Source organism: Parabacteroides sp. ASF519, from assembly GCF_000364265.2.
Classification (GTDB): domain Bacteria; phylum Bacteroidota; class Bacteroidia; order Bacteroidales; family Tannerellaceae; genus Parabacteroides; species Parabacteroides goldsteinii.
In genome coordinates this window covers 1,966,168-1,990,841 of sequence record NZ_AQFV02000006.1, presented here as the reverse complement: position 1 = coordinate 1,990,841, position 24,674 = coordinate 1,966,168, and the positions used below count along the sequence as shown (strand labels likewise).

Sequence of the window (24,674 nt, the reverse complement as noted above, 5' to 3'; positions counted from 1 at the left end):
CATGAATACAAAGCTTGTCAGTCACTCCCTGTTTTGTGGAGCAGTATTTGCGGGAAGTTTCTTCTTGATGTCCGCTTCTATTGAAAAAAATTATCATGACACATCTCTTCCTCCTGCAAAACGTGCAGCCTTGTTGCTGAAAGAGATGACACTAGAAGAAAAAATCGGACAAATGTGCCAGTACGTAGGTCCCGGTCATGTCAAACAGAACGAGAAAAAGTCCGATCAAAACAGCAATGACATGGGAAATATCGACTCCAACGCATTCGGACTAAAATTTCAGACAATCATAGACAAAGTGCGGAAAGGCGAAATCGGCTCTTTCCTTCATGTCCTCTCAGTGGAAGAAGCGAACGCCTTGCAGCAGGTTGCCCGACAAACTCGGCTGAAAATACCTCTTCTGATTGGTGTTGACGCAATTCACGGCAATGGGCTTCATGCTGGCTGTACAATCTATCCGACCGCTATTGGTATGGCATCGACTTTCAACCCCGACCTATTAGAAAAAAGCGGTCAGGAAACTGCCTGTGAAATGCGTGCCAGCGGTATGCACTGGGCTTTCAATCCGAATCTGGATGTGGCACGCGATGCCCGTTGGGGGCGTATCGGGGAGACGTTCGGCGAAGATACATATTTGGTTACCCAAAGGGGGACAAGTTTGATTTATGGTTTACAGGGCCGTTACGGTGTAGAACCAGAACGCGTACTAGCATGTGCCAAGCACCTGATAGGCGGTGGTGAACCCATGGGAGGCATCAATGCTGCTCCGATGGATATGTCGGAACAAAAATTACGCGAAGTTTTCCTGCCACCTTTCATCTCGGCGGTCCAATCAAACGTTTTTACTGTGATGGCGGCTCATAACGAGTTGAACGGTATCCCTTGCCACGGTAATTATTGGTTGCTGAATGATCTGCTTCGCGATGAGATAGGTTTCAAGGGATTTATCGTCAGCGACTGGATGGACATTGAGCGCATGTACTCCATGCACCATTATCTGCCAAGTGAAGAAGAGGCTTTTCGAGTTTCGGTAGAGGCCGGTATCGATATGCACATGCAAGGTGACAAGTTTTTCGAAACAATCCTGACTGCCGTACGAGACGGTCACATCTCGGAAGTACGGATTGACAAGGCTGTCCATAAAATATTAGAAGCGAAATTCCTGTTAGGGTTGTTTGAAAATCCAGTAGTGGACATTCCGGGTACTCGTGCCCTGATTGCCCCCTCCAAGCACCGACAGACAGCTTTGGAAGCAGCACGGCAGTCACTCGTCTTATTGAAAAACGACGGGTTGCTTCCCCTAAAAAAAGGAGTGTATCAGAAGATTTTCATCACAGGCCCCAATGCTGATAGCCAGACAATTTTGGGTGATTGGGTAATGCCGCAACCGGACGATAACGTGATAACAGTTTATGAAGGCATTCGCGCCGCCTGTCCGGATGCTGCTATCGATTCACTATGTTTCTCTGGTGTAATCACAAACATCCAGCCGGAAGACATCGAAATAGCTGGACACAAGGCAAAGGAAGCAGATCTGAACATTGTCGTGATCGGTGAAAACGCCCAACGTTATGAAAGTAAAGGACGTACCTGCGGCGAAAACTGTGACCGGGATAATCTGGATTTCCCCGGACTACAACAGGAGTTACTTGAAAAAATCTACGCGTCAGGGAAGCCAACTGTTCTGATAATGCTTAACGGTCGGCCGTTAAGCGTAGTTTGGGCGAACGAACATCTGTCGGCCATCCTCGAAGCCTGGGAACCAGGCATGATGGGCGGACAGGCTATTGCGGAAGTGCTGTTCGGCGATGTGAATCCTTCCGGTAAACTACCGGTAACAGTTCCTTATAATGTCGGACAAGTCCAGACAATTTACAACCACAAGTCCTCCCAATATTCCCGTCAGTTCGCTCTGACACATACCGGTTATCTTTTCCCATTCGGATATGGATTAAGTTATACGTCTTATCGATATGGGAAACCCGTTCTTTCGAAAAATAGAATCAAAAAAGACGAGTCGATAACACTTTCTTTCGATGTAACAAACGCGGGGGAGATGAACGGAACAGAAATCGTACAAGTATATATCCGGGATGAATATGCATCCGTTACTCGGCCTGTCAAAGAATTGAAAGGATTCCAACGCGTATCTCTGAAAGCAGGTGAAACCAAGAACATCGAGTTTGCGATTACCCCAGATGACCTGAAATTTTATACGAGCCGTAAAGTATGGGAGGTCGAACCCGGCGATTTTACAATTATGGTCGGCTCTTCATCCGCAGACGAGGATTTACAGAAACTAACATTGACAGTAGAATAACGTCCATACCCGGTATTGTTGGTTCGATGACATAGAAAAACAAAGCGTAACGAAGATGTTTCCTGATTCGCTACGCTTTGTTCAAATTTACAAGTATGCTTTATTTACTTCTTGATCTCTGTCGACTTATAAACATAAATCTTTTCTTTTTTGCCAACAGATGGTTCTTTCACTTTAATCTTAGAAAAGATACCATTATGCACATCATCCAACACAATGGCTGGACGATAATCTTTCTTCAAAGCCGTCAACTTTACATTCTTGAAAACGACCCTATTGGCATGACGGACATAGAATCCCCAGGCCGGCAACTCCTTATGCTGAGAGAACTCCGGGTAGGCCTTCGGCATTTCCGGTACTTTGTCCAATTCATTCAAACCCACTTTGGCATACAACGGATTGCCACCACCCGGATAGACGATCTCGACATTCTCGATGGAAACATTCGTAATCATATTATCCTGCAAGCCGACAATACCGGAAGGTGAGACATTGCGCGGATTATCTTCCGTCGGCCCCTCATATTCATACCCGGCATCCGGTTTTGTCGCCGGAACTTCGGCATAGACATTCGAGATATGCACGTTGTCCATTCGGCTGCGACGTCCCTCACGGCGTTCTCCCACGACCAAATAGATGGGATTTCCGGTATTGATGGAACGAAGGCTATCCACTACCACATTTTCAACCTGCCCGCCATCAACCGCCTGGATCGTTATGGCCGAACGGAACGTGTCGAATACAGTATTATTGATGATCTTTATGTTCTTGAAGCCACCCGTCGAAGCCGTTCCGAACTTGATACCGCTTGCGCTTGAACAAGCAGTATTATTGCGCACCTCGATATGCTGGCAAACGGCATCGGCACTATGGGATTTCAAGCAGATTGCATCATCGGTCGCATCTACATAACAGTTCTGGATTAACGCGCCGTTGCAATCGACAATGTCCATCCCATCGTTATTCCAGTAAGCACGGCTATGCACCGTGATCCCATCAATCAATAAATTCTCGCACTGGTCATAGGTCTGTGTCCAGAAAGCCGGATTCATCATCGTCACTCCTTTTATCTCCACGTTCTTGCATTCACGCAGATAAACCAGCTTCGGACGGTTGGCAACACGTCCCAACTGCAACTTATCCTTGATCACCCCTGAATAAACCTGGTTGATAAAGTTATTGGCAAGCTCACGTCCACGACCGTCGATCACCCCTTTGCCAGTGATACCGATATTATCCTGCTTGTTCGCCAGGATCAAGCCATACCAAGCATTCAGTTCCATATCATAATCATAAGGATTAGTGGAACCGACCAACACAGCCCCCTCTCCCAAATGGATCGTCACATTTGACTTCAGATGAATACTGCCGGTCAGATAACGTCCGACAGTAAACACCAGACGTCCACCCCCGCTCTCGGAAATAAAGTCGATCGCCTTTTGTATGGAACGGGTATTCATGGTCGTCCCATCCGACTTGATCCCGAACATAGTCATCTGGTAATCTTTTGCCCACACCGGAATCACCATTCCCGTCAGTAAGCACAGGATCATTATTTTTTTAATCACATTCATAGCTCTTCAAATTCCTAATTTCTTAATTTTTAATTCTCAACTTTCAATACTATAAACAGTAACCGGTCCGACCAATCCCGCCGACTGCACAACATCCTGCCTACGGGTCCACGCCTGAGCAATCTTATTATCCTTCAGCGTCTTCATATAGTTTCCCATAACAGTTACTACATGTACCTCAACCGAATTCTCCCCCTGTTTCAACTTGGCCGCAACCGGATGGATACGGCGACCATACCATTTGACACCACAACTCTGCCCGTTCACGAACACTTCCGACACGCCATGCACCAACCCAAGGTTAAGCACCATTCCGGCAGGTGAAGATACATTGATTTTCTTTCTATAAACAATCGTTCCACAAAAGTTCACATAGTCCGTATCCTTCAAATCCTTCAGTTTGTCGAAATGAGTATTCTGTACTGTATTCTCACGGCTGTGACGGAACTCAACATCCCAGTCGGACGAAAGATCTTTTAAACCCTCGCCAGAAGCGGGCAGTGGCTTATAATCATTCCCTCTCTTCTGTTTATCGAACATGATCAAGAGAGAATCAGCCGGACCGAAGTCGAACAGGAAACTGTTGGCAGCATCCAACGGCAACCGGTACCGTTTGCCCGTTTCCAGATCCCACACCCACCCCTGACGACCTTTTACAATTTCGTTGCTGAAGGAAATACGGGTCTGATGCGAATTATAACGATGCGCATAACTGAAAAAGAACATTTCTTCCCTGTTATCCCCCTGATAACGGTTCTGCATCAGATAAGGATCAGGTTTTTCGATCGTCATATACGGAGTCAGCCCATACTCTTTCTGAACATCCTGATACCAACCAACAAAGTCTTTTTCCGGCTTATGAAGCAATATAAAACGTCCGTCCATCTGCTTCATCTTTTCCACCCATTCCTGCACTTCCTTATCGTGCTTGTCATGATCCTTCAGGCCGACAGATTTATGCGGATAAGCCTCAATGCAGAAGATACGCCCGCCAGAGACCACAAAATCATACAATTTACGCGCGGTAGCAGGTTCCATACTTTCCACTTCGATCAGAAAAAGCGTCTTATATCTACGTGGACCATAGCACAGGCACCCCTCTTTCATCTCGGCATCCCGGATGATCGATTCGGAAACATAATCGCAACCGCTGCCGTTTTTATGGATCGCTTCCCATACCAATGTCTTATACATCACGTTGGTGGTCGAGGGGAAAGGTTCGTTCTGCATCCCCAACGTACTCCACATATCGGCCACAGGATGCAGGACGGCAATGTCGGCATACATGGAACCATGTTGCAAAACAGAAGCCAAGCGTCCTTTATAGGCTGTATAATACTTGAAATACGGCCACCAGTTGTTATTCTCGTTATAATAAGCCCCATAACGAATCCATCCGGGGAACGGAGCTTCTTTTGGAGAATAGTTGAAACCGTGGAAAATAGAATGTGTCACACCAGAGATAGCCGTCTGGTCGCCACCGATCTTCAACAACTCCAATGTCATATTGAACACGGTATAAGTGTTCGTCATCTCCTCACAACTCACCAAGCGTTTTCCACGCAAATGGGCGGCAGATGACACATACTTATTGACCATTGTGTAGGCACGACCCCGACGATAATCCTCTTCCGACATTTCTTCACCCAAGCGATGCCGTAGCCAAGTCATCGTCCAGGACTCGCATTCGGGAATATCATAATCCAAGCTATTTTCGAGCGGGAATAACCCACGACCGTAAGCTTGTGCACGCGATTTGACATTCAACCCCTTACACCAGTCTAAATATGTCTTTGTAAAACGTTCGAGCAACAATTCGGCCTTCGTATATTCGAAATCATACCGTACACGCTGGATCGTGTCGTCCAATTCCGGAGTAAACTTCACTTTCGGCTCATAAGTCAACACATTCCCCATGCTGCCCATCTTGAAAAGGATAAACGGCAAGTAAGGCTGCACGTCATAACCGCGACGCCGCTTGAACTCATCCGCCATGTCGTACGACCAGTTCGCCCCCTCCAGCTCCATGCTGTCGGTAAACAACGCCCGAATATGACCCGACAACGGCCCCAGACGCTGCTGGATCTTGTCCGACATATTGTTCAGATATTTCTGTACGGCCGGTTTGTTGTAATGGTTCAACACTGGACCGGTCGCTCCCGGAGCCCCATTGATCACCTCCAGGAACCCCCGTATCTTGACAAGCGCAAACAGAACATACTTGCCGTCGGGCACCCGGAACTTGAACGATCCGTCAACCTCCTTGCCCATCAAGTCGATGGCCTGGTCAAGGCTTCCGAACGGCTCGGGCACCAGCTGCAAGGAAAGCAACTCCATCTTCCTGCCCAGGAACGGTGAACTGATGGCAGGGTCCGCCGTACTGAACAGTCCGTCGCGCGAAACCTCATAATCAATCGGCCCCGTCAACTTCCGGGAATAATTCACCACAAGATCCGCCCGCTCATCCCCCTCCAGGAACTCGCCCCCGAAAGGCCAGCCAGAACCGACGATCAGGTCGCACGTCATGTCAAGCGACTTTGCCTCGTCAAACGCCACCTTCAGCATGTCGATCCACTCATCACTCAACCAAGACAAAGACCGCTTCCCCAAGTCATCCGTATCATTACCGGGGAACTTCACCGGGTTGATCTCCACACCACCGATACCGGCATCCTTCAAAATATGCAGCTCGCGCTTCAGCTCGTCGGCCTCCACCTTATCTCCGTTCCACCACCAACGCACGAACGGACGGTAAATTGATTGCGGATCGCGAAACAATCCATATAACTCGCCGGAACGCAAACCGACACTTGCCTTCACACCTGCCGCATCCGTAAACGTCCATAACGGCATACGACTACCCGCAGCACAAGCTGCCGTCCATAAAACACTCTGTTTGATAAAAGTTCTTCTTTGCATCGTTTTTCCTCCCCTTATTTTTCACACGAAACATTTTTGCCATCCAGCGTCACGCAGTTCACAAACGAAAGCCGCCGCGACGTGCCATCCGTTTGCAACGGTTCTGCCTCCATATCGAAATAACAGTCCGTCATTGCCACCCCGTCGCAACCGGAGAGTGACACCGCCTTCCGCCGAGACGTTCCTCCATGCACAACTACCTCGTCGACCGCTACGTTCCGACAATCCTTATACACCTCGGCCGTATTGCCCGCATCTTGCAAGGTGATCTGCTCAATTTTTACATTCTCGCACCCCACCATGCAGACGAGTGCTGGTTCATAATCGGAAACTGCCCCCTTGATATGCCCTTTCTGCAACTGCTTTTCGATACTGGCCCGTACCGCCACATTGCAGCCATCGATGATGCCCTTGCCGCCGATCCCGATGTTTTTCTGCTTAACGGCATAAAACAGCGCATTGCATCCATCCGTACCCTTCAAATCATAAACTGACGGAGCAGCCACAAGAACGGCCCCTTCTGTGACACGAATCGTCACGTTGGATTTTAACTCGACCGAACCAGTCAGGTAGCGACCGACATAAAAGATCAACCGTCCCCCCCCTTGTTCGCTGATATAATCGACAGCCCGTTGAATAGACCGAGTGTTGAGCGTCACCCCATCTGACTTGATGCCGAACATCACAGCCTGGTAATCCTTAGCGGAAAGCCCCGTCGCAAAAAACAGCAATCCTATCACACCTGCAAATAACTTGTTTCTGTTCATATTTTTTACTTTTGTTCTAATCTAGTTTCATTACTTTAGACTTATATGGGAATATCTGTTCCTTCCCCTCGCTCTCCGGCTCCACAAAGCGGACGTTCTTAAATGTCACCCCTTCCGCATCGTCCGTCACGACAGCAGGACGGTAATCCTTTTTCAAAGCTTTGAACGTCACGTTGTCAAACGTGATCCCCTCTGCATGACGGATATAGAAACCCCAGGCAGGTAATTCCTTAAATTGCGAAAACTCAGGATAGGAAGTCCTCATTTCAGGAATGCTATCCAGATCAACAGGAGTCAATCCTCGATATGCATAATAAGGATTACCGCCACCAGGAGAAACAATCTCGATATTCTGGAACGTCACGTCCTTAATCTTATAATCCGACAGTCCGATAATGCTGGCCGGCGAGATATTACGTGGGAGATCCTCGATCGGTCCTTCATAATTATACCCAGCATCCGGTTTATCCATCGGGATCTCAGCATAAATATTCTTGATCATGATGTTTTTCATAACTGGTCTCTTCCCCGCACTCCAGCGATCACCGATACGGAGGTAGATCACATTTCCGGTATGAATAGAGCGAACTCCGTCTACTTCGATATTCTCAATCAAGGCACCATCGACCGCAGCAAACGTTATGGCCGAACGATACGTATCATATATCTTGATATTCTTCACCTTAAAATTGCGGAAACCACCGCGTGATACCGTCCCGAATTTCAATCCATTGGCACTCGAACGACCTACGCAGTTCTCAACTACCACATTCTGGCACATACACTTAGCATCGTGCGACTTGAAACAAAAGGCATCATCCGCCGCATCAATGAAAGAGTTTTTCAACACAACGCCGTCACAATCCACGATATCAATACCGTCATTATTCCAGTAAGACTTGCTATCAACGTGTATGCCATCGACATACACGTTCTTGCATTGATCGTAAGTCTGATTCCAGCTTGCCGGATTCCGCAAGGTTATGTCCTTGATCGTCACGTTTTCGCATTCACGGAAAGTGATGTTCTGCGGACGGTTCGTTTCATTCGGACGGCCCAGCTTCAAAGGATCTTCATAAATACCCCGCTGGATATAGTCTACCATATTATTAGCGGTCTGGAATCCACACCCGTCGATCGTTCCTTTGCCTGTTATACCAATATTATTCTGTTTAACTGCAAAAATCATGGCCATCCAGCGGATATAGGGATCTTTTTCGTAATCCCACGGGTTGGTCGAACCGAGTAAAACCGCTCCCTCTTCGATATGGATCGTCACGTTCGACTTGAGATAAATAGAACCTGTCAGATAATTACCGGCGGTAAAAACCAAACGTCCGCCACCCTGTTCATTCACAAAATCGATTCCTTTCTGAATGGAATTCGTATTCAACGTTTTGCCATCTGCTTTCACACCGAAATCCGAGGCATAATAATCCTTAGCCGAGGCGCACAAGCAATACGCCAAGCTAAGAGCAAAAAAGGAAAGTCTGTATCTGTTCATCATTATATAGTATTTTCATGGATAAAGTTCATCCATGCTTTTATGCGTTCTCCATGTTTGACAAAAATATTTACCCCGATGGAAATATTATCTATGCTTTTGATATTTATAATTAAAATTTTGGCAAAATTGCAATCCAAGACCACATTATCTTCATAAAACATGAAATTTTTCCAGACCAGACAGATAAACAACCGTACATTCTCACTTGGACTCCATTGAGATCCGGATCTGTATACCTTTTACACCTAAGTGTCCGTGCTGCTTACCTCCAGGTCCCAAAAAACTATTTAAGCCGTTTCGGGGTACAATTCCTCAACAGACGAACAATCTCATGTTTGTCTATTTCCACCTTTCCCGAAGTCAACTCCGGGATGTTATAAGAATACATCAACCGCATGTAATAAACCAATGGATCCTTTTGAGGAAGAAGAAACGGTTTGTATGCCCGACCGCAGCTGTCAATGTACGTGATGAAAGGGCGCGTGTATAGGCCATCCGTCCGCCGGCTACTGAAAACCATCCAACGGCTGTTGTCGCTCCATGAATGGTAGCTTTCAACATCGTCCGAATTGGCCTCAGCAAGCGGGCTCAAATCGCCGGTCCGGAGATCCAGCATATAGAGGTCGGCGTCTTTGTGCCAGATGGAGAAGGTCCCGTGGTCGTGCAAGGCCAAGGCTAAGAAACGACCGTTGGGAGAGACGCGCGGAAAGGAGACACTCTTGCCCCGGGAGGAAGCGTTGCAGAGCGTGTCGACCACTGGCCCGAAAGAGCTGTCAGCGGGATCAAAAGCAATGCGGCAGAGGTCATAGCGGACTTCCTTATAACGGGCCGGCAACGGCTCGACGGCGCGTGCCGAGCAGAAATAGAGGCTTTTCCCGTCAGGTGAAAACACAGGGAAAGTCTCAAAAGCCGAGGGCGAGGCAAGGAGTGGCGAGCGGACAAGGTGGCGGGTCTCAAGGTCGTAGACGACTACATCGGAGGCGGTGTCGTAGACTTCGATCCGGTCGGGATGGCTGTTGAGGAAATTCTGGCGCGTGCGGTTGACGGAAAAGGCGACATAGCGTCCGGAGGGATGCCAGGCGGGATAGGCCAGCGGGCCGGAGACAGGATCGCTCTGCGTGTCCAGCCGGACAGCCTCCCCGCCGCGGATGACGACTGTCCCGTCGAAGCCGGCCCGTGCGTGAAACAGCATCCGGCCGGGATCGCGGTCACAATAGGCGTGGCAGTTCACGCAATTGCCGTCCGTCAGATGGTTTTCGTAGAGCGGGGTCTGCTCGTAGGTTTGTAGGTCGCGCTGATAGATTCCCATCTTTTTCCATCCCTCATAGCCAGGCGGTACGAGGCGGTACGAGAGGTAGGGGTCGATCGGATCGGCAGCGATATGAAAATGGAAGGGCTTGAGGGCCTTCCACTTGCCTTCGCTCAGGATGGCGAGCGTCAGCTTCACGTCCTTTCCCTTGTTGTGCCCGGTCAGCTGCCGCCAGAAAGCGGGTGGGAAGACGATAAGGCCGTCTTCGGCCTCCAGCTGCGTCTCGCCGTCCGTACCAGAAACGATCAGGCGACATTCTTCCTTGCCCTGATAGGAGAAATTCAAAGGGGCGATGTTGCATGGGATCGTCACGTCCCGATAGTCGGGGAAGATGTCGGCTGTCCTGGTTGTTTCTTCCGCGATCCGTATGTCGGTCTTTCCGCAGGCCGCAGCGAAGGCCAGGGCGGCGGAAAGGAGAAGGGGCAAAAGGTTCTTTTTCATGCGTCGATTCGTATAAAGAGTAAATAATACCAGAAGGTGTTTTTATAGGCCGAAAGCGCTTCAGGGTTTTGCCGCGCCTTACCGTAGGCGGCCTTGAAGGCCGAAAAGCGGGCGGTCGTTTCGCCGGATACGCCATGCCGGTGCAGGAAATCATCGGTCAGGAGCTGCAGGGCAAGCTGACGCCTTTCCGAGAGGCCGTGCCGGTGAGCATAGTCGTCATCCATCGCTCGGTAATAGTCCTGGCAGAAGAGTAGAGCTTCCTGTACGGGAAGCGGCAGGACGGGAAGCGCCGACGAGCCGTGATATTGCCAAACGAAGGGACCGATCCGGTCGATGTCTTTCGACAGGAGCAGGTAGGCGAGAGCGTATTGCAGGGCAATGCGGTCGGCGGGATTGGCTTCGAGCGTCCTGTAGAGATCGTCCAGGGGGGGACCGGTCAGAACGAAAGCTTCTTCGCGGGGGAAATCCCGCCGGCCGGTTCCCAAAAGGAGGTCGGCTTCGACGGCTTGGTCGTCGGAGAGGAACTTCCGCTGGGCCGACGCCCATCGGGAATAGCGGAAACTCTTTTCGAGCAGCCCGATATATTTCTGGGCGACGGGGTATGCGCCCCGCATCAGATCGATCTGCAATATCATCTTCAACATGGAGGGGTTGTAGCCGCCTGTGGTGAAACAGGCGTTGAAGGCGACATTCTGTGCCGCCGCCATATTGCCCATCGCGAAGAGGATACGGGCGAGCTTCACATCCGGGGTTTTGTCTTTGGGTATGAAGATAAGGGAATTAGGCCCGTATTGCGGATAGCGAAACAGATGTTCGGCAAGCACACCTTGCTGGGCCAACGCAAGGTTCAGGTAGTTCAGGGCCGTGCCGGTATGGAGGTTTGCCGAGGCGACTTCGACAAGTTTGCCCCACTGTTCGTTGACAGCAAGGTATTCATAGCGGTAGCTGTCGTGGAGATCTGGATTGCAGATCTCCCGATACTTGTTACGGAAAAAGAACAAGGCCGATACGAAAAGAACAAGGCTGGTCATCGCCAAAAGGAGGCGATGACCGTCGCTTACCGATCGGAATATCCTTGCTGCCAGCAAGCAAAGCGGCAACATAAGCCAAGAAAGATAATGTATAAAAGGCATGCTCTCGCCCATTTCATAGTAACAAAGAGGAGAATAAACATACATATAGGTACCAACCATTCCTTTGCGTACAGCGACATAGCCAATGAATAAAGAAAGTAGAGGATAGAACAAGGAACATGAAGCGTGATTACGTTTCACCCAAATATCGTATAAAAAGATCGAAACGGAAAACAGGATAGCAACCGATCCGGCAGCGTAGGACAGCACCGTGACAAAAAAGTTTCCGACAACCAGCCTCGACTGCCAACCTAGACATCCCAACCGACTGTAAACGAAAAGGGAAAAAACGGAAAACAGATAAGCGGTCACGGTTTCGTAATGACAGCAACTGTCATAAAGTGAAAGGACCAGAAACAGAGCTGGTAACAGGCAGAGGGGATATATAAGCGAAGATACCTCCATCTTGCGGACAGCAAGCCATACAAACAAGGAAATAAGAACCAAGAGAGCCAAAGTCAAGAGAACCGCCAAGACGGGAGAATAAAAGAATTGGACCAAAAAACTGCTGGACAGGACAACTAATCCAGACGGACGGCACAAGATCTCAGCTATATAGGACTTGTCGAACAAGAAGAGCTGCTGTTGTTCGCGCCAAAACAAAGCATATTGAAGTGTTTCCTGAAGGAAATATCCGAAAAGTAGAAAGCAGAAAATGCTTATCAAAAATAATATGATGTTTTTTTTGCTCATGATATCGATACAGATGATGGTTTTGTAACATTCGTACAGAAATAATCTTTATATAGCAAGAGAGGGCAGCGACGCAGCTGTCCTCTCTCTGAGATAAAAAACAACTTTCTATATTAATAACCAGTATTTTGTGGATATTTCACTCCAGTATTGGACTGGATGACCTGAATCGGTATCGGATACTGATAATTGTATGGGTGGAAATTCGAGATATAGCGGTGTTCCGCCTCATTCCATTCACGCGGTTGGTTGGAGCCGGACAGGTTCTCATATCCAAGACCATACCTGCGCATACGTTCGTAGACCGTGTTGGAGGTCGTTTCATCCTGTATGGGATAAAGTTCTGTCACATAAGTAGCGTTCGGGTTCACAGACAGACGGTTCAAGGTGATCCAACGGTGCTCTTCGCCAAGCAGCTCACGAGTACGTTCGTCTAGAATATAGTCAATATTCACATCAGCGGCCGTACAGAGCGGTGCGTTGGCACGATCATGCAGCACGTTGATGTCAGAAGCTGCTTTTGCACGATCTCCCAAAGCGAGGTAAGCTTCGGCACGAACCAAGTAGGTTTCCGCAATACGAAGCATATACCAGTCGCAATCGTATGCTTTGTTGTCTCCGTTCGGGTGTTTGTCGTCCGAAAACTTCCAAAAACGCGGGAAGATACCGATCGTGTCGGCAGCCGTAATTTCGTAACCGTTAGCATTTGCCCGTTCGAAAGCTGCCGCTTTCTCGTCGAGCCAACGTGTCCCGCCCGGTGTGTACCAATTACGCTGGATCATGATTTCCGATCCACGGATATCTTCTTTATCTCCTTGTTTGGAATTCTTCCAAAGATCGGTGTAAACGTATCTTGTCGGATACAGGATATTACCGCTGTAGGGTACGTTTCCTCCGATGGAGTCGCGCATGATGTCTGCTTCGTAACGTCCTTCGGCAGAGGGAACACTTGACTTGGCACTTCCGACAATCCCAGGCTGGAAACAAGCCACATTATCACCCCAAAGATAAACTTCGGTACCATCCTTTAATGTTCTTTTCGTCTTATTTACACGGACTTGGTTACTCAACCAGTTGGATTCAGTCGTACACGCTGCGATACGCCACCATTCGTCGCCACCGCCACCCGTAGACTGAGTATTATAGTTATACTGACAAACCCATATGGCTTCCTTGTTGTTCGGAGAATTCTGATTACCGCCTTCGCGAAACAGATCCCAGTAAGCACCAGCAGGAGCAGCCAAAGAGTTGCCATAGCGGTCGGTAGCTTCACCTGCACGTGATCCAAAACGAGTCGTCATAAGATGGAAGTCACCATCAGTCCCGTCAATCACGCGAGAAGCAGCATCCACAGCCCCATTGAAATCACCCAAGGCAAGATTGATTTCCGCCAGATAGTGATCAGCAGCTGCACGGACGATCTGTCCAGGCTTTTCGGCTTTCAACGGCAAATTTTGTGCCGCATAAGTCAAGTCTTCTTTACAAAACTCCCAAACTTCCTGGCGACTGGCCGGAACATAACCGGTTGTGATTTCCGTAGCATGATGTTCCAAAATAGGGACATTTCCATACATACCTGCCAAAACACGATAAGACCATCCACGGAAGAAAATGGCAGTCGCACGTAATTGCGCTTTTTTCTCGGCAGACGAATAGGCGATCTCGCTACGTTCGTCCATCATGTCGATGACAGTGTTGGCACGGTTGATCATCGTATAAAGGTTATCATACCAGTGCCGGGTCAGACCTTCACTTGAGTTCAAATTGTCCCAGTTAGCAAAACGGTTATTTCCCCCAGTTTCTCCGAAAGTATCCAATCCCAAGCCCATGATCATCCAAGAGTGTCCGCCATGAGTTTGTCCCATCATCAGGGACTGCAATTGACGATAACAACCATTCAGTGCCATTTCCATGTCGGACTGGCTTCTATAGAACGTCTGATCGTCAAATTTATAAGAATGTTCGGTCAAAAACTCATCCTCGCTCTGGCATCCAGTGAAGCTCGCAACCAAGGATGTACCGGCAAATGCGAATAATAGATATTTTTTGAGTTTCATATTTTCTTCTTTTTGATGTTAGTATTAGAAAGACAAATTAAGTCCTACAGAAACCGTCTTATAGGTACCATTGCTTCCGTAACGGCTTGAAGCAGCATTTGATGCGATCGTACCTCCGTTTTCAGGATCCAAGCCAGACCAACCGGTGATCGTGAACAGGTCGGTAGCTGAAAGGTAAACACGCAGAGAAGAGATTTCCAATTTCTTCAGGAAAGACGGATCCACATTGTAGGAGAGTACCAGGTCTTTCAACTTCAAGAATGTACGAGAGTTCCAATACAGATAATTCAACGAGTTGTTGTAACCGTAACGAGGATATTTGTCTGAATGATTTTCAACGGTCCACGGTTCTATGGCATCAAGCTGTGCACCGCTTGCCATGTTCGTACCGAAAGCGTTCGGGTCGAAACCTAAGAAGTGTGTATCACTACCCTGCATCCAACGGAAATTGAAGTATAATGAGAAGTTCTTATAACTCAAGGTATTGCCGAAATTAACAGTGAAAAGCGGATCCATATCTCCAATCCAATGGCGGTCTTTATCTGAAATCTGACCATCATTGTTATAATCAAGGAATTTCAGATCACCGGGAGCTGCATTGGGTTGTATCTTGCTTACCTCTCCAGTCTCCGGATTGGTCCAAGTATAATTGTCAATTTCTTCCTGGCTTTGGAAGATACCAACTTTCTTCAAATCATAGGCAGAACCGATGGCACGCCCGATCATTAAAGCATAATAGTTATCGAAGCCGTATGCTACGGCATTAGCGACATCGTCAGCTTCTTTGCCTTCGTAATCTTTCCCATAAAGACTCTTTACCTTGTTGCGGTTAAGGTCGAACACCAAATCGGATGTCCAACGGAATTTATCTTTACCATCACCGTCAATATTCACAGAGTTCAAAGAAATCTCAATACCTTTGTTCGTTACTTTTCCAACATTATCTTTTGCACTTTGGAAACCGGTAGGATAAGGAACCGAACGGTTCATCAGCATGTCTGTTGTTTTACCTGTATACAGATCGATATTTCCATTCAAACGTCCATTCATAGTTCCGAAGTCGATGCCAATGTTATACTTTTCAACAGTAGCCCAAGTCAAACTCCTATTTGGTAATGCCCCTGGAACTAGGCCTAAAGTACTGCCAGAAGCGGTATCTCCGAACCATGTATAAGTCGTACTGACCGTAGCAACCGTAGCATAAGGACTCACCGAACGGCTGCCGTTCTGTCCCCAAGATAAACGAAACTTCAAGAAATCAAGCCAGTTTGTGCTTTCTTTCATAAACTCTTCATTACTAATCACCCACGCTGCGGATGCGCCATAGAAATTTCCCCACTTGTGTCCTTCCGCAAATGCCGAATAACCGTCACGACGGAAATTGAACGTTCCATAATAGGTGTTTTTGTAATTATAGCTGGCACGACCTAAATAACCGATAGCCGAACTCGAAGTACGTTCACGGCGAATTGTCTTTGTTGTTGCTAAATCCTGTTTGTAAACCCCTAAAACTGTAGGTACGGAAAAATTAGAAAAGTCAGTACGGTGAAATTCATTGTTAGATGCTTCACGTGTGTAACCGACTGTCAAGTCAACATGATGTTTTCCAAAATCTTTTGTATAGGTAAAAATATTATCGACATTCCAAGTCGCAGTGAGAGAAGTAGAAGAATATCCACCTGCCTTATTTCCAAATTGTGAAGGATTATCCATCTGGGCTGTGTTATTAGTATTTACCCACATCTCAGGATTGTTGAAAAGATCAGCAGTTGACGAATTGCGTTGCCCATTCAATGAAATACGATAGGATAACCCCTTTACGAACGGGAAGTCCACCTGAGCATAAAACACACCGTTGACATTGAACGCATGACTTTCTTGGTCGGTCCACAGGTACGAATCACTTGATCCGGATCCCCAATACGGGCTTGCGGTATTGCCGTCAGGATTCGAGTTATACCAATTTTCATATCCCGGCTGGCGTGCATGGATATAAGAATACGGAGACATCCAAGTCGCATTCTGAATTCGTGGAGAAATGCCACCACCTTTTGAACTCAGAAAGTTCCCTTTTAACCCGAAGGTTAACCATTCTTTAGCTTTGATATCTAATTTGGAAAGAATGTTATACTTTTCATATTTATTTCCTTTCATAATACCATCCTGATGATAATAGTCACCCGAAATATAATAATTCACCGCCTTGGATTTTCCTGAGACACTAACATCATATTTCTGTCCGACACCAATACGAGATGTTTCATCGATCCAATTTGTATAAATACCTTCGTTATAAGCATCCAATTCGACAGTATTCAGTAATTGTGCTTTATCAAAAGAAGAAGACCAGACTGCATCTCCCGTAATCTCACCGATTGCCTGTTTCGAATAGAAACGGTTTCTCATGAACTTTTCTTCATTAGATACCATTTTAGGCTGACGTGTCCAATCCGAAAAACTCCAGTTCGTATTAACATTAATGGTCGGTTTTTCGCTTGCTCCTTTTTTAGTCGTAATAATGATGACACCATTTGCCGCACGAGAACCATAGATAGCTGCCGCAGAAGCATCTTTCAATACATCAATACTCTGTACATCGTTTGTATTGATTTCATTGATTCCACCAAAGGAAATAACACCGTCGACAATAAGCAAAGGCGAGTTTACACTTTGATTACTCGCACCAACTGAACTGGGGATTGCATTCTTACCGCGCAAAGTCATACTCTCCATATTATTGGCACCTGCACTACTTGTCGGAGCATATTTCAGACCAGCCACTTTACTTGACAATGCAGCAATCGCATTCGGATTCGGTAAAGCAGTCATATCGCTATCAGAAAACTTCACATTGGAAATAGCTCCCGACACATCCTTCTTGCGTGCCGTACCATAACCAACCACAACGACCTCTTCCAATTGTTCCGAATCTTCCAACAGCGTGACATTGATTGTTCTTTGACTACCGACCGTCACCTCTTGTGTCTTAAAACCAACATAAGAAAAGACCAACACAGAATTACTTCCCGGAACTCCAGGAAGTGTAAACGTACCATCGGCACCAGTCATAGTACCGATCGTTTGCCCTTTCACGGAAATGTTCACTCCCGGTAATTCAAAACCACCGGCATCGACCACTTTCCCCGACACTGAAATCTGGGCAAAAGCTTGTATCCCACATAAAAGGAAACATAGCAAAAGCAGAATACGACTTTTCATAAAACCATATATTATTTATGTTTAACAAAATTTATTGCAAAAGTCATTTTTTAGCTTCAACCTTAACATGAAAATATGATATTTTTTTGTATAGTTTTGTCACAAAAAGAAAATTTCTGTACATTTAAGGGCTTGTTTGCAACAAAAACAAGTAAAAAAAACATACTATTATTTTTATTTTATGTATTCAAACCGCAACAAACACAACATTATCAAGTACTTGCCTATAAACGACGACGAAACGACGTGGGGAATATCCATTAGCAGTATAGGTTTCCAATCTATCAACCCTAACGAAAATTATCCTCTCAAAGGACACTCTGCTAAATATACCTTCAATCCTGAAAGAGGAAGAATTATTGATGAATTTGTAATGGTCTACGTAACCAGAGGAGAAGGAGTTTTTGTATCTTCAAACTGTCCTATATCCCAAATATCTGAAGGAGATGTTTTCTTTATTTTTCCCAAACAATGGCACACCCATCATCCAACATTTGAAACCGGATGGGATGAATATTACTTCACTCTCACAGGCTTTTATTGCAACAATTTGTTACGCAAAATTATAAATGATACGAATCCTATATTTCATATTGGTATAAACGGATTATTAATCAATCATTTGAATGAAATGATTGATTCTGCCATGGCAGAAAAACCCGGTTTCCAAGAACTACTCAGCGGAACGGCCTTACACATCATAAGTTTGATCTATTCAATAAACAAAACGAAAGACTTTGGCACAGAAGAGACACAAAAAATACAAAAAGCCTGCATGCTCATGCGAGAAAATATATACGAAAATTATACGCCTGAAAATATCGCAAAAGCAATCAACATGAGTTACTCCAATTTCAGAAAGACCTTTAAAAAACATGTAGGAATCGCTCCGCACCAATATATGTTACAACTGAAAATAAACAAAATAAAAGAGCTGTTAGACAGTACGGAAATGTCCATTCAAGACATCTCATCCAAACTAAATTTCGAATCTCCGGACTATTTTTCTTACTTCTTTCGAAAAAAAATAGGCATAAGTCCCATCGCATACAGAAAGCATGTAGAAACGCAAAGGAAAAAGATCCTATAACTAAATAAGACATCGGAGAGGAGTTATTAAAATCCTCTCCCGAACTTATGCCAAAGCAGTCCTTCCATTTCTTCCCAACAACGCAAGGTCGAATAGATAAAATCGAAGGAATAACGGGTAAGATAAGCTTGGGCTTCGTCTTTCTTGCCTTCCCGAATAAAGGCCGATACCTTATTTTCTATCAGAGGCATCTCATCTGCCGCCTTCTGCTCGAAAGAGAGGACAGCAGGTTCGATCAATTTACGTCCATGCCCCCAACTTACCTGAGCCAGGCGGTTCGTTCGTCGATAAGTCCAAAGAGCAGCATCAGGACGGTAACGCTTATGTCCGCAAACCTTAAAACTTTCGGGAACATCCGTCATCCCGGCAAACAAGGGGACCCTAGGACTTTCGCCCGGATTATCTTCCGACCACCAGCAAACACCACCCACCTCATCCGGTAACCAATCACGACACTGTATCACAAATGAATAAGCACACCAGACAACCGATATCGTCCGCTGTTTCTCTATCTTCTTTTTACCTCGCTGTGCATTCAGGAATTCAAACATATCATTCGTCATCCAATTTTGAGCCAAGGGGCTTTTATACATCGTATCGCGCTCAGTTCCGTCTTTATCCTTAATCTTCTTCGTTACTATCATATCTTTCGTCATGTCCCATTCCGTTCCCTCATATGTTTCACGTAGCAGACGGTTCATATCCGCTAACGAAACTTTCTGTTCGGGCTTAACCGACAAAGGCAACTCCTCCATGTCCATCGTCAGGTTCAAAGAAGGAGCCAGCGTTTTCAAAACAAAAAAATCCCGGACGGTAAAAGGCTTCTTCCTCGTTTCATGGATTACTTTCCAGAATTTAAAAGGTTCTTTCCCGTCCCAATACCCTAACTTCCGTGCTTTCTCCTTCAGTCCTTCACTATACATATAATTATCCTTGTCCCCGAAATCGACATCGGAAATACGAGGTGTATTGGCCGAAACCGTCACATGGTCGTCCGGTATGCGCCGGGCAACCCACAAAGCCCCCATATCTTCCGGACCCGCACCCGTAATCTCGAAAAACCAGAGTTCCCTCTTATCGGCAACCGTCAGGCATTCCCCCCCATCACGATAACCATATTGTTCTGCCAAGCGTCCCATCAGCAAGACCGCCTCGCGTGCCGTACTGCAACGTTGCAAAGCAATCCCTTGCAAATCCTCGATATGGAACAGACCTTTCGGATTACGCAGTTCCTTCCGCCCGACGATAGTCGTTTCTCCCATCGCCAATTGTTTCTCATTCATACAAGGGTAACCGGTATTCAGATAGGCAAATGTAGAAGGGACCTGCGGAATAGACCCTTTCAACATCACACCCAACCGATCACTTTTACTTTCCGTGTGACGAATATCCCAGTAAATGTCGACTTTTGCCGTGTCCGGCCAGTTTTGCGCAGGCACAACTTCCATCCAAGTACGCGAAGTTCCGTCGCAAGTTTGGGAAGTCATAACCGAACCATCGGTCGTCGCTAATTTACCAGCAGCGATACTTGTACAGCTTTCATCCGAATTTGTTAATTCTACTACGCGCTCTTGAGCTGAGAGAGACACCATGGCACAACAAAAGAATACAAACACTGTATATACTTTTTTCTTCATTTTCCTTTAAAACTTTTATCTAATAGGACAAAAATAATCTGCATATGTAAAAACCACCCCTTATTTTTTGATATTATTCATTATTAATTTGACAATCGATAACCATACAATACTTCATCTAACTGGTTATATCCATATCCACCATTAATAGAAGCAATATAATCTATTTCTTCCTGCGTCCATTTATTAGTTGCTTCAGGATTGACACGGTTATATATCTCAGCAGTTTGTACACCATCTGTCAGATCATAACTTTTGGTTCTAGTATCAACAGAGAAACCATACGAATAATTGATTATCGGTTTGCCAATCTTACCTTTCTTGGTCGTTACAATAACAACACCTCCAGACGAACGTGATCCATAAATAGCCACAGAAGCCGCATCTTTCAAGACGGAAATATCCTCAATTTCATTTGCACTCATCGCATTAAAGGAAGTTGCATCCCTTACGACCCCATCAATAACATAAGTTACCGGCTGCGGATTATATTTTGTCTATCAAGACATTAGCAAAACAAGTTTAGAATAAAGTTTTTAGAGAAAAAACAGGAGAGTATAATTATTAATGTTTTGGTTTAATTAAAAAAGCTTAGTTCTTACAGAACTTAAAATAAAGTAAACAAAACTCTATATTCAAGCACAAGTGAAACACCAATAAACTTATTATCAAGACAATAAAATCAACATAATGTATCACTTGTACTTCAAACATTTATACGTCAAAAGACTATTTTCGTAAAATCAACATAATATTAACACAAAGATATTGTATTAAGTACCATTTGAACTTGACATATCTTACGAAATAGATGCACTATCTTACTATTTTCAAAAACATCTATTCTTTTCTATTCTCAAAAACAAACCACTCCAGATTCATCAAATCCAGCCCTTTAACAGCAGGATCAACAGCCTTAAACACAAATACCAATGCATGTTTTCCCGTAACTGGTTGAATATTTGTTTCGTGAATAGCATAAGCTGTTTCACCTTCCATTGGAGTTATATCACACGTCCCGATCAATTCCCCTTCAGGGCTATCCAGCCGTATTTCTATCTGAGCAGCCTTGTTCCTATCCCATGTTTTACAAACAAAATGATTTACTTTTGTATCTGTAAAGTCATAATATTTCCAATAGACATAATCACCATCGCGAATGTTCGCTAAGTATTCTACCGGAATATCGTTATCCGGACGACGCACTGCAACCATAACATTTCCTGACATCAGACAAGCTCTTGCTGCATCCATCCGATAAAGAGGCGAAATAGGTCCACCGATACCCTGCGTGGTCATTTCCACCTGCGGAATAGTACCGTCCGGATTAAATGTTATTGGTTCCAAACAGGCTTTTCGCATGGTCGCACTCGCATGCGTCGGACGATGATAAGCGATATACCATTGTCCGTTGATTTCGACAATACAACCATGGTTATTCACCAGGTTCCTTCCGCTTCCCCAGTTATCAATAATAACACCTCTGTAAGTGTAGGGACCCAGTGGAGATATCGAAGTCGCATAATCTAATGTTGCACAGTTAGATTCTCCATGTTGAGAATGGCTTCCATATACAAAATAATAGATGCCGTTCCTTAAACGGACCATAAGGAGAAGAGGATACTGCCACACCTTCATCGTCTCCACCTCCGGCAAGACAATAATAAAGGTAATATTTCCCGTTGTGATGGATGCAATCCGGAGCATATAAAATCCTATCTGTATAATCTACTTGTTTGCCCGGACCATCAGTAGCAAAAGAAAATTGCTCCACACTCCAGTTCACAAGATCGGACGAAGACAATACGTTATAAGAACGAGAGCACCAGGCGTTACCAGGTTCGTCGCGCGATCCGTAGACATAAACACGTCCATCAGGCATCTGCCTTACCTCAGGATCTGCAATATACAATCCGGGAGGAGCGATAGGATTTAGCATTCTGTTAGTCGAAACAACTGTAACCTTATCGTTCGATTGCCGTTTTCCATCGAATTGACACCCCGTAAACACCCCTGCTATAAACAGACTACTTACCAGGAAAAAATAATTCATATATAAATAAAGCATAAATTACTATTTTAAATTAGGCCATACTTTTATCCGTTTGGTAGAAGATAATTTTTCTATCGGCCCAACAACCGGAGTAGCAGAACGTTCATTACCGAAAAAGTCTTTTTCCAGTTTGAAAGGTGTTCCGTCTGGATTCTCAAACGGGAATCCTGTTAGTTGAGTGATACCTAAACGTTCGGCATCTATCTTTTTTCCTTTAAATGAAGATAATTCTTGCAGATTAATGTCACTTACCAGATATACTTCGCCGTCGGGGGTTTCCTCTACTTTCAATTTCGGATTGACTGCTTTCTCCACCCAATCCTGCGTCTTGTTCGTCATCGGAAGAGAACCGTTCAGGAACAGATTATTCTCTGCATAAATAGGACGTTGTGATACATCGAATACGATCATTCCATATTTTAACTTACTGTTGTCACCACCAATAAAGATATTATTAAAGAAGCGATGGTCGCCTTCGGTGATAGTCCGTATGCCTTTCACTTCGGTAGAATGGTTCAAGTGATACGGAGTGTAACGCTGGTCGTCCAAACGGTTGATGTCTCCGGAAAAGATATTATGCAGATAGGCTCCGCCATCGGTATTCTCCTGTATCGTACGAGGTGAAAGGGAAATGTTGTTATCTACTACATAAGGTCCGTGGGACACTTCGAAAAACAAGTCCTGTGCCAGGTTATCATACAATAAATTGGAAGATACGCGTGCTCCCTGTGCCATCCAGTCCAGCCAGATTCCATAATTACCCGACTTATGAATCCGGTTATGATGAATATAAGTATCTATCGCACCATGTAATTTGATACCAGCCATTTCAGCTCCACCAAATTGTTGTTTTACCAGGATATTATAGATATGGTTTCCGTAAATCTCGCTGAACGCCGCTCCCATACTACCACAGATACCGGTTTGCTCACAATCTGAAATGACGTTGTTCCGAACGATATGGGAACCGACGTTATCTTTGCTCCATCCGCGACGTAGCGTATTGAATATTACTTCTACATAATGCAATGTACCGTCCAGACGTTTGTCGTTACATTCCAGATTATGTCCACTGGCACGTTCTTTTCCCAAAGTGATACCGTTGGCTCGGGAATTCTTAATAACATTATCCTCGATAATCCATCCCTTACACCAATGGGGAGCAACCATCCCCACCTGTTCAGCTGTCGGAGCAGCCCACTGCGTGGCGGCTTGACTTATATGGAAACCACGAATCGTGATATAATTCAGTCCCTCACGTGTCGGATAGAAACAAGTAGGACGAACCGAGACCTCAACCGTTTCCTTATTCGGATCAATATCTCCAAAATTTGCATAAATCGTCGTATTATCCGCATCTACTTCTGCGAACCATACATTCGTACATCCTTGGGGATCACGTATTGTACGGAGCGTATCCGGTGCAAATACCTTATCCAGGCTAAATTCTTCATAAAGCGAAACATCATTCAAATATACATCTCCCGTATGATGAACCCGTTCAGACCATAGCCAGTCACCATACAGACGGTCGTTGAACGGATTGTAATTTCCAAAGAATGAATTAGGCAATACCACCTTCCATACTCCCTTTGCTTTCTTCTCCTTTTTCCAACCAGTCACCAACTCTGAACCTTTTATTTCAGCTTTCTCACCTTCGGCCACTCGATACAGGATACGTTTTCCTTCCCGTTCCCCACCGCTCAACGGATTCACCCATTCACGATAAACACCGTTATGTACCGTAACCGTATCTCCCGGCAACGCTTTCTGAGCAGCCCAATTTATAGTTTTAAAAGGAGATGAAATATCTCCGTTATTAGCATCACTCCCTTTTACCGATACATGATATTCTTTGGCTGATAACACATTCCCACACAAACAGAACATCGAAATCAAGCATAGTATTTTTTTCATGGTTTAAAAATTATAATATTACAATTAATTAGATAACG

At 45.5% G+C, this 24,674-nt stretch carries 14 protein-coding genes and 1 pseudogene; 2 read left to right on the top strand and 13 right to left on the bottom strand.

The window, feature by feature from the left end; all coding sequences use genetic code 11:
- Nucleotide 1: 1 nt before the first annotated feature.
- A complete protein-coding gene (locus tag C825_RS07655; RefSeq protein ID WP_010802044.1) occupies nucleotides 2–2,320 on the top strand; it encodes a glycoside hydrolase family 3 N-terminal domain-containing protein in 2,319 nt (772 codons plus the stop codon).
- 104 nt (nucleotides 2,321–2,424) lie between these two features.
- Here C825_RS07655 and C825_RS07650 read toward each other — a convergent pair whose 3' ends face one another.
- From C825_RS07650 to C825_RS07615, 8 genes are all read right to left on the bottom strand, one after another.
- On the bottom strand, nucleotides 2,425–3,894 hold the full coding sequence (locus tag C825_RS07650) for a glycoside hydrolase family 28 protein (protein WP_044214789.1): 1,470 nt from the start codon (nucleotides 3,892–3,894) through the stop codon (nucleotides 2,425–2,427).
- Between the two features lie 36 nt (nucleotides 3,895–3,930).
- The gene (locus C825_RS07645; protein WP_010802042.1) at nucleotides 3,931–6,813 is read right to left on the bottom strand and encodes a glycosyl hydrolase; all 2,883 of its coding nucleotides are present in this window, start codon (nucleotides 6,811–6,813) and stop codon (nucleotides 3,931–3,933) included.
- Between the two features lie 14 nt (nucleotides 6,814–6,827).
- Nucleotides 6,828–7,580, bottom strand: coding sequence for a glycosyl hydrolase family 28 protein (locus tag C825_RS07640; RefSeq protein WP_010802041.1), 753 nt, complete (start codon nucleotides 7,578–7,580; stop codon nucleotides 6,828–6,830).
- Between the two features lie 16 nt (nucleotides 7,581–7,596).
- Nucleotides 7,597–9,084, bottom strand: coding sequence for a glycoside hydrolase family 28 protein (locus C825_RS07635; protein ID WP_010802040.1), 1,488 nt, complete (start codon nucleotides 9,082–9,084; stop codon nucleotides 7,597–7,599).
- 286 nt (nucleotides 9,085–9,370) lie between these two features.
- Nucleotides 9,371–10,837 carry a TolB family protein gene (locus C825_RS07630; RefSeq protein ID WP_010802039.1) on the bottom strand — a complete coding sequence of 489 codons (1,467 nt, stop codon included), beginning with the start codon at nucleotides 10,835–10,837 and terminating at the stop codon, nucleotides 9,371–9,373.
- A complete protein-coding gene (locus C825_RS07625; protein WP_010802038.1) occupies nucleotides 10,834–12,663 on the bottom strand; it encodes a DUF6057 family protein in 1,830 nt (609 codons plus the stop codon). The genes C825_RS07630 and C825_RS07625 overlap by 4 nt, the downstream gene beginning before the upstream one ends.
- A gap of 113 nt (nucleotides 12,664–12,776) precedes the next feature.
- Nucleotides 12,777–14,720: a RagB/SusD family nutrient uptake outer membrane protein gene (locus C825_RS07620; protein ID WP_010802037.1), complete on the bottom strand. Its 1,944-nt coding sequence runs from the start codon at nucleotides 14,718–14,720 to the stop codon at nucleotides 12,777–12,779.
- A gap of 24 nt (nucleotides 14,721–14,744) precedes the next feature.
- Nucleotides 14,745–17,939 carry a SusC/RagA family TonB-linked outer membrane protein gene (locus tag C825_RS07615; protein WP_010802036.1) on the bottom strand — a complete coding sequence of 1,065 codons (3,195 nt, stop codon included), beginning with the start codon at nucleotides 17,937–17,939 and terminating at the stop codon, nucleotides 14,745–14,747.
- A 136-nt stretch (nucleotides 17,940–18,075) separates the two neighbouring features.
- Between C825_RS07615 and C825_RS07610 the strand changes: the two genes are divergently transcribed.
- On the top strand, nucleotides 18,076–19,029 hold the full coding sequence (locus tag C825_RS07610) for a helix-turn-helix domain-containing protein (RefSeq protein WP_228100038.1): 954 nt from the start codon (nucleotides 18,076–18,078) through the stop codon (nucleotides 19,027–19,029).
- Between the two features lie 26 nt (nucleotides 19,030–19,055).
- Here the strand turns inward: C825_RS07610 and C825_RS07605 are convergent, their stop codons facing one another.
- The 5 genes and pseudogenes from C825_RS07605 to C825_RS07585 all read right to left on the bottom strand — a co-directional run bounded on the left by C825_RS07605 (nucleotide 19,056) and on the right by C825_RS07585 (nucleotide 24,636).
- Nucleotides 19,056–20,666, bottom strand: coding sequence for a dipeptidase (locus tag C825_RS07605; protein ID WP_010802034.1), 1,611 nt, complete (start codon nucleotides 20,664–20,666; stop codon nucleotides 19,056–19,058).
- An 83-nt stretch (nucleotides 20,667–20,749) separates the two neighbouring features.
- Nucleotides 20,750–21,139: pseudogene (locus C825_RS27830) on the bottom strand (TonB-dependent receptor plug domain-containing protein); the annotation flags it as partial.
- Between the two features lie 367 nt (nucleotides 21,140–21,506).
- Nucleotides 21,507–22,274, bottom strand: coding sequence for a carbohydrate-binding protein (locus C825_RS07595; protein WP_228100039.1), 768 nt, complete (start codon nucleotides 22,272–22,274; stop codon nucleotides 21,507–21,509).
- Entirely contained in the window at nucleotides 22,207–22,734 is a 528-nt protein-coding gene (locus tag C825_RS07590) for a family 43 glycosylhydrolase (protein WP_228100040.1), read from the bottom strand. Before C825_RS07590 ends, C825_RS07595 begins: the two co-directional genes overlap by 68 nt.
- A gap of 6 nt (nucleotides 22,735–22,740) precedes the next feature.
- Entirely contained in the window at nucleotides 22,741–24,636 is a 1,896-nt protein-coding gene (locus C825_RS07585; protein ID WP_052334419.1) for a right-handed parallel beta-helix repeat-containing protein, read from the bottom strand.
- Nucleotides 24,637–24,674 lie beyond the last annotated feature (38 nt).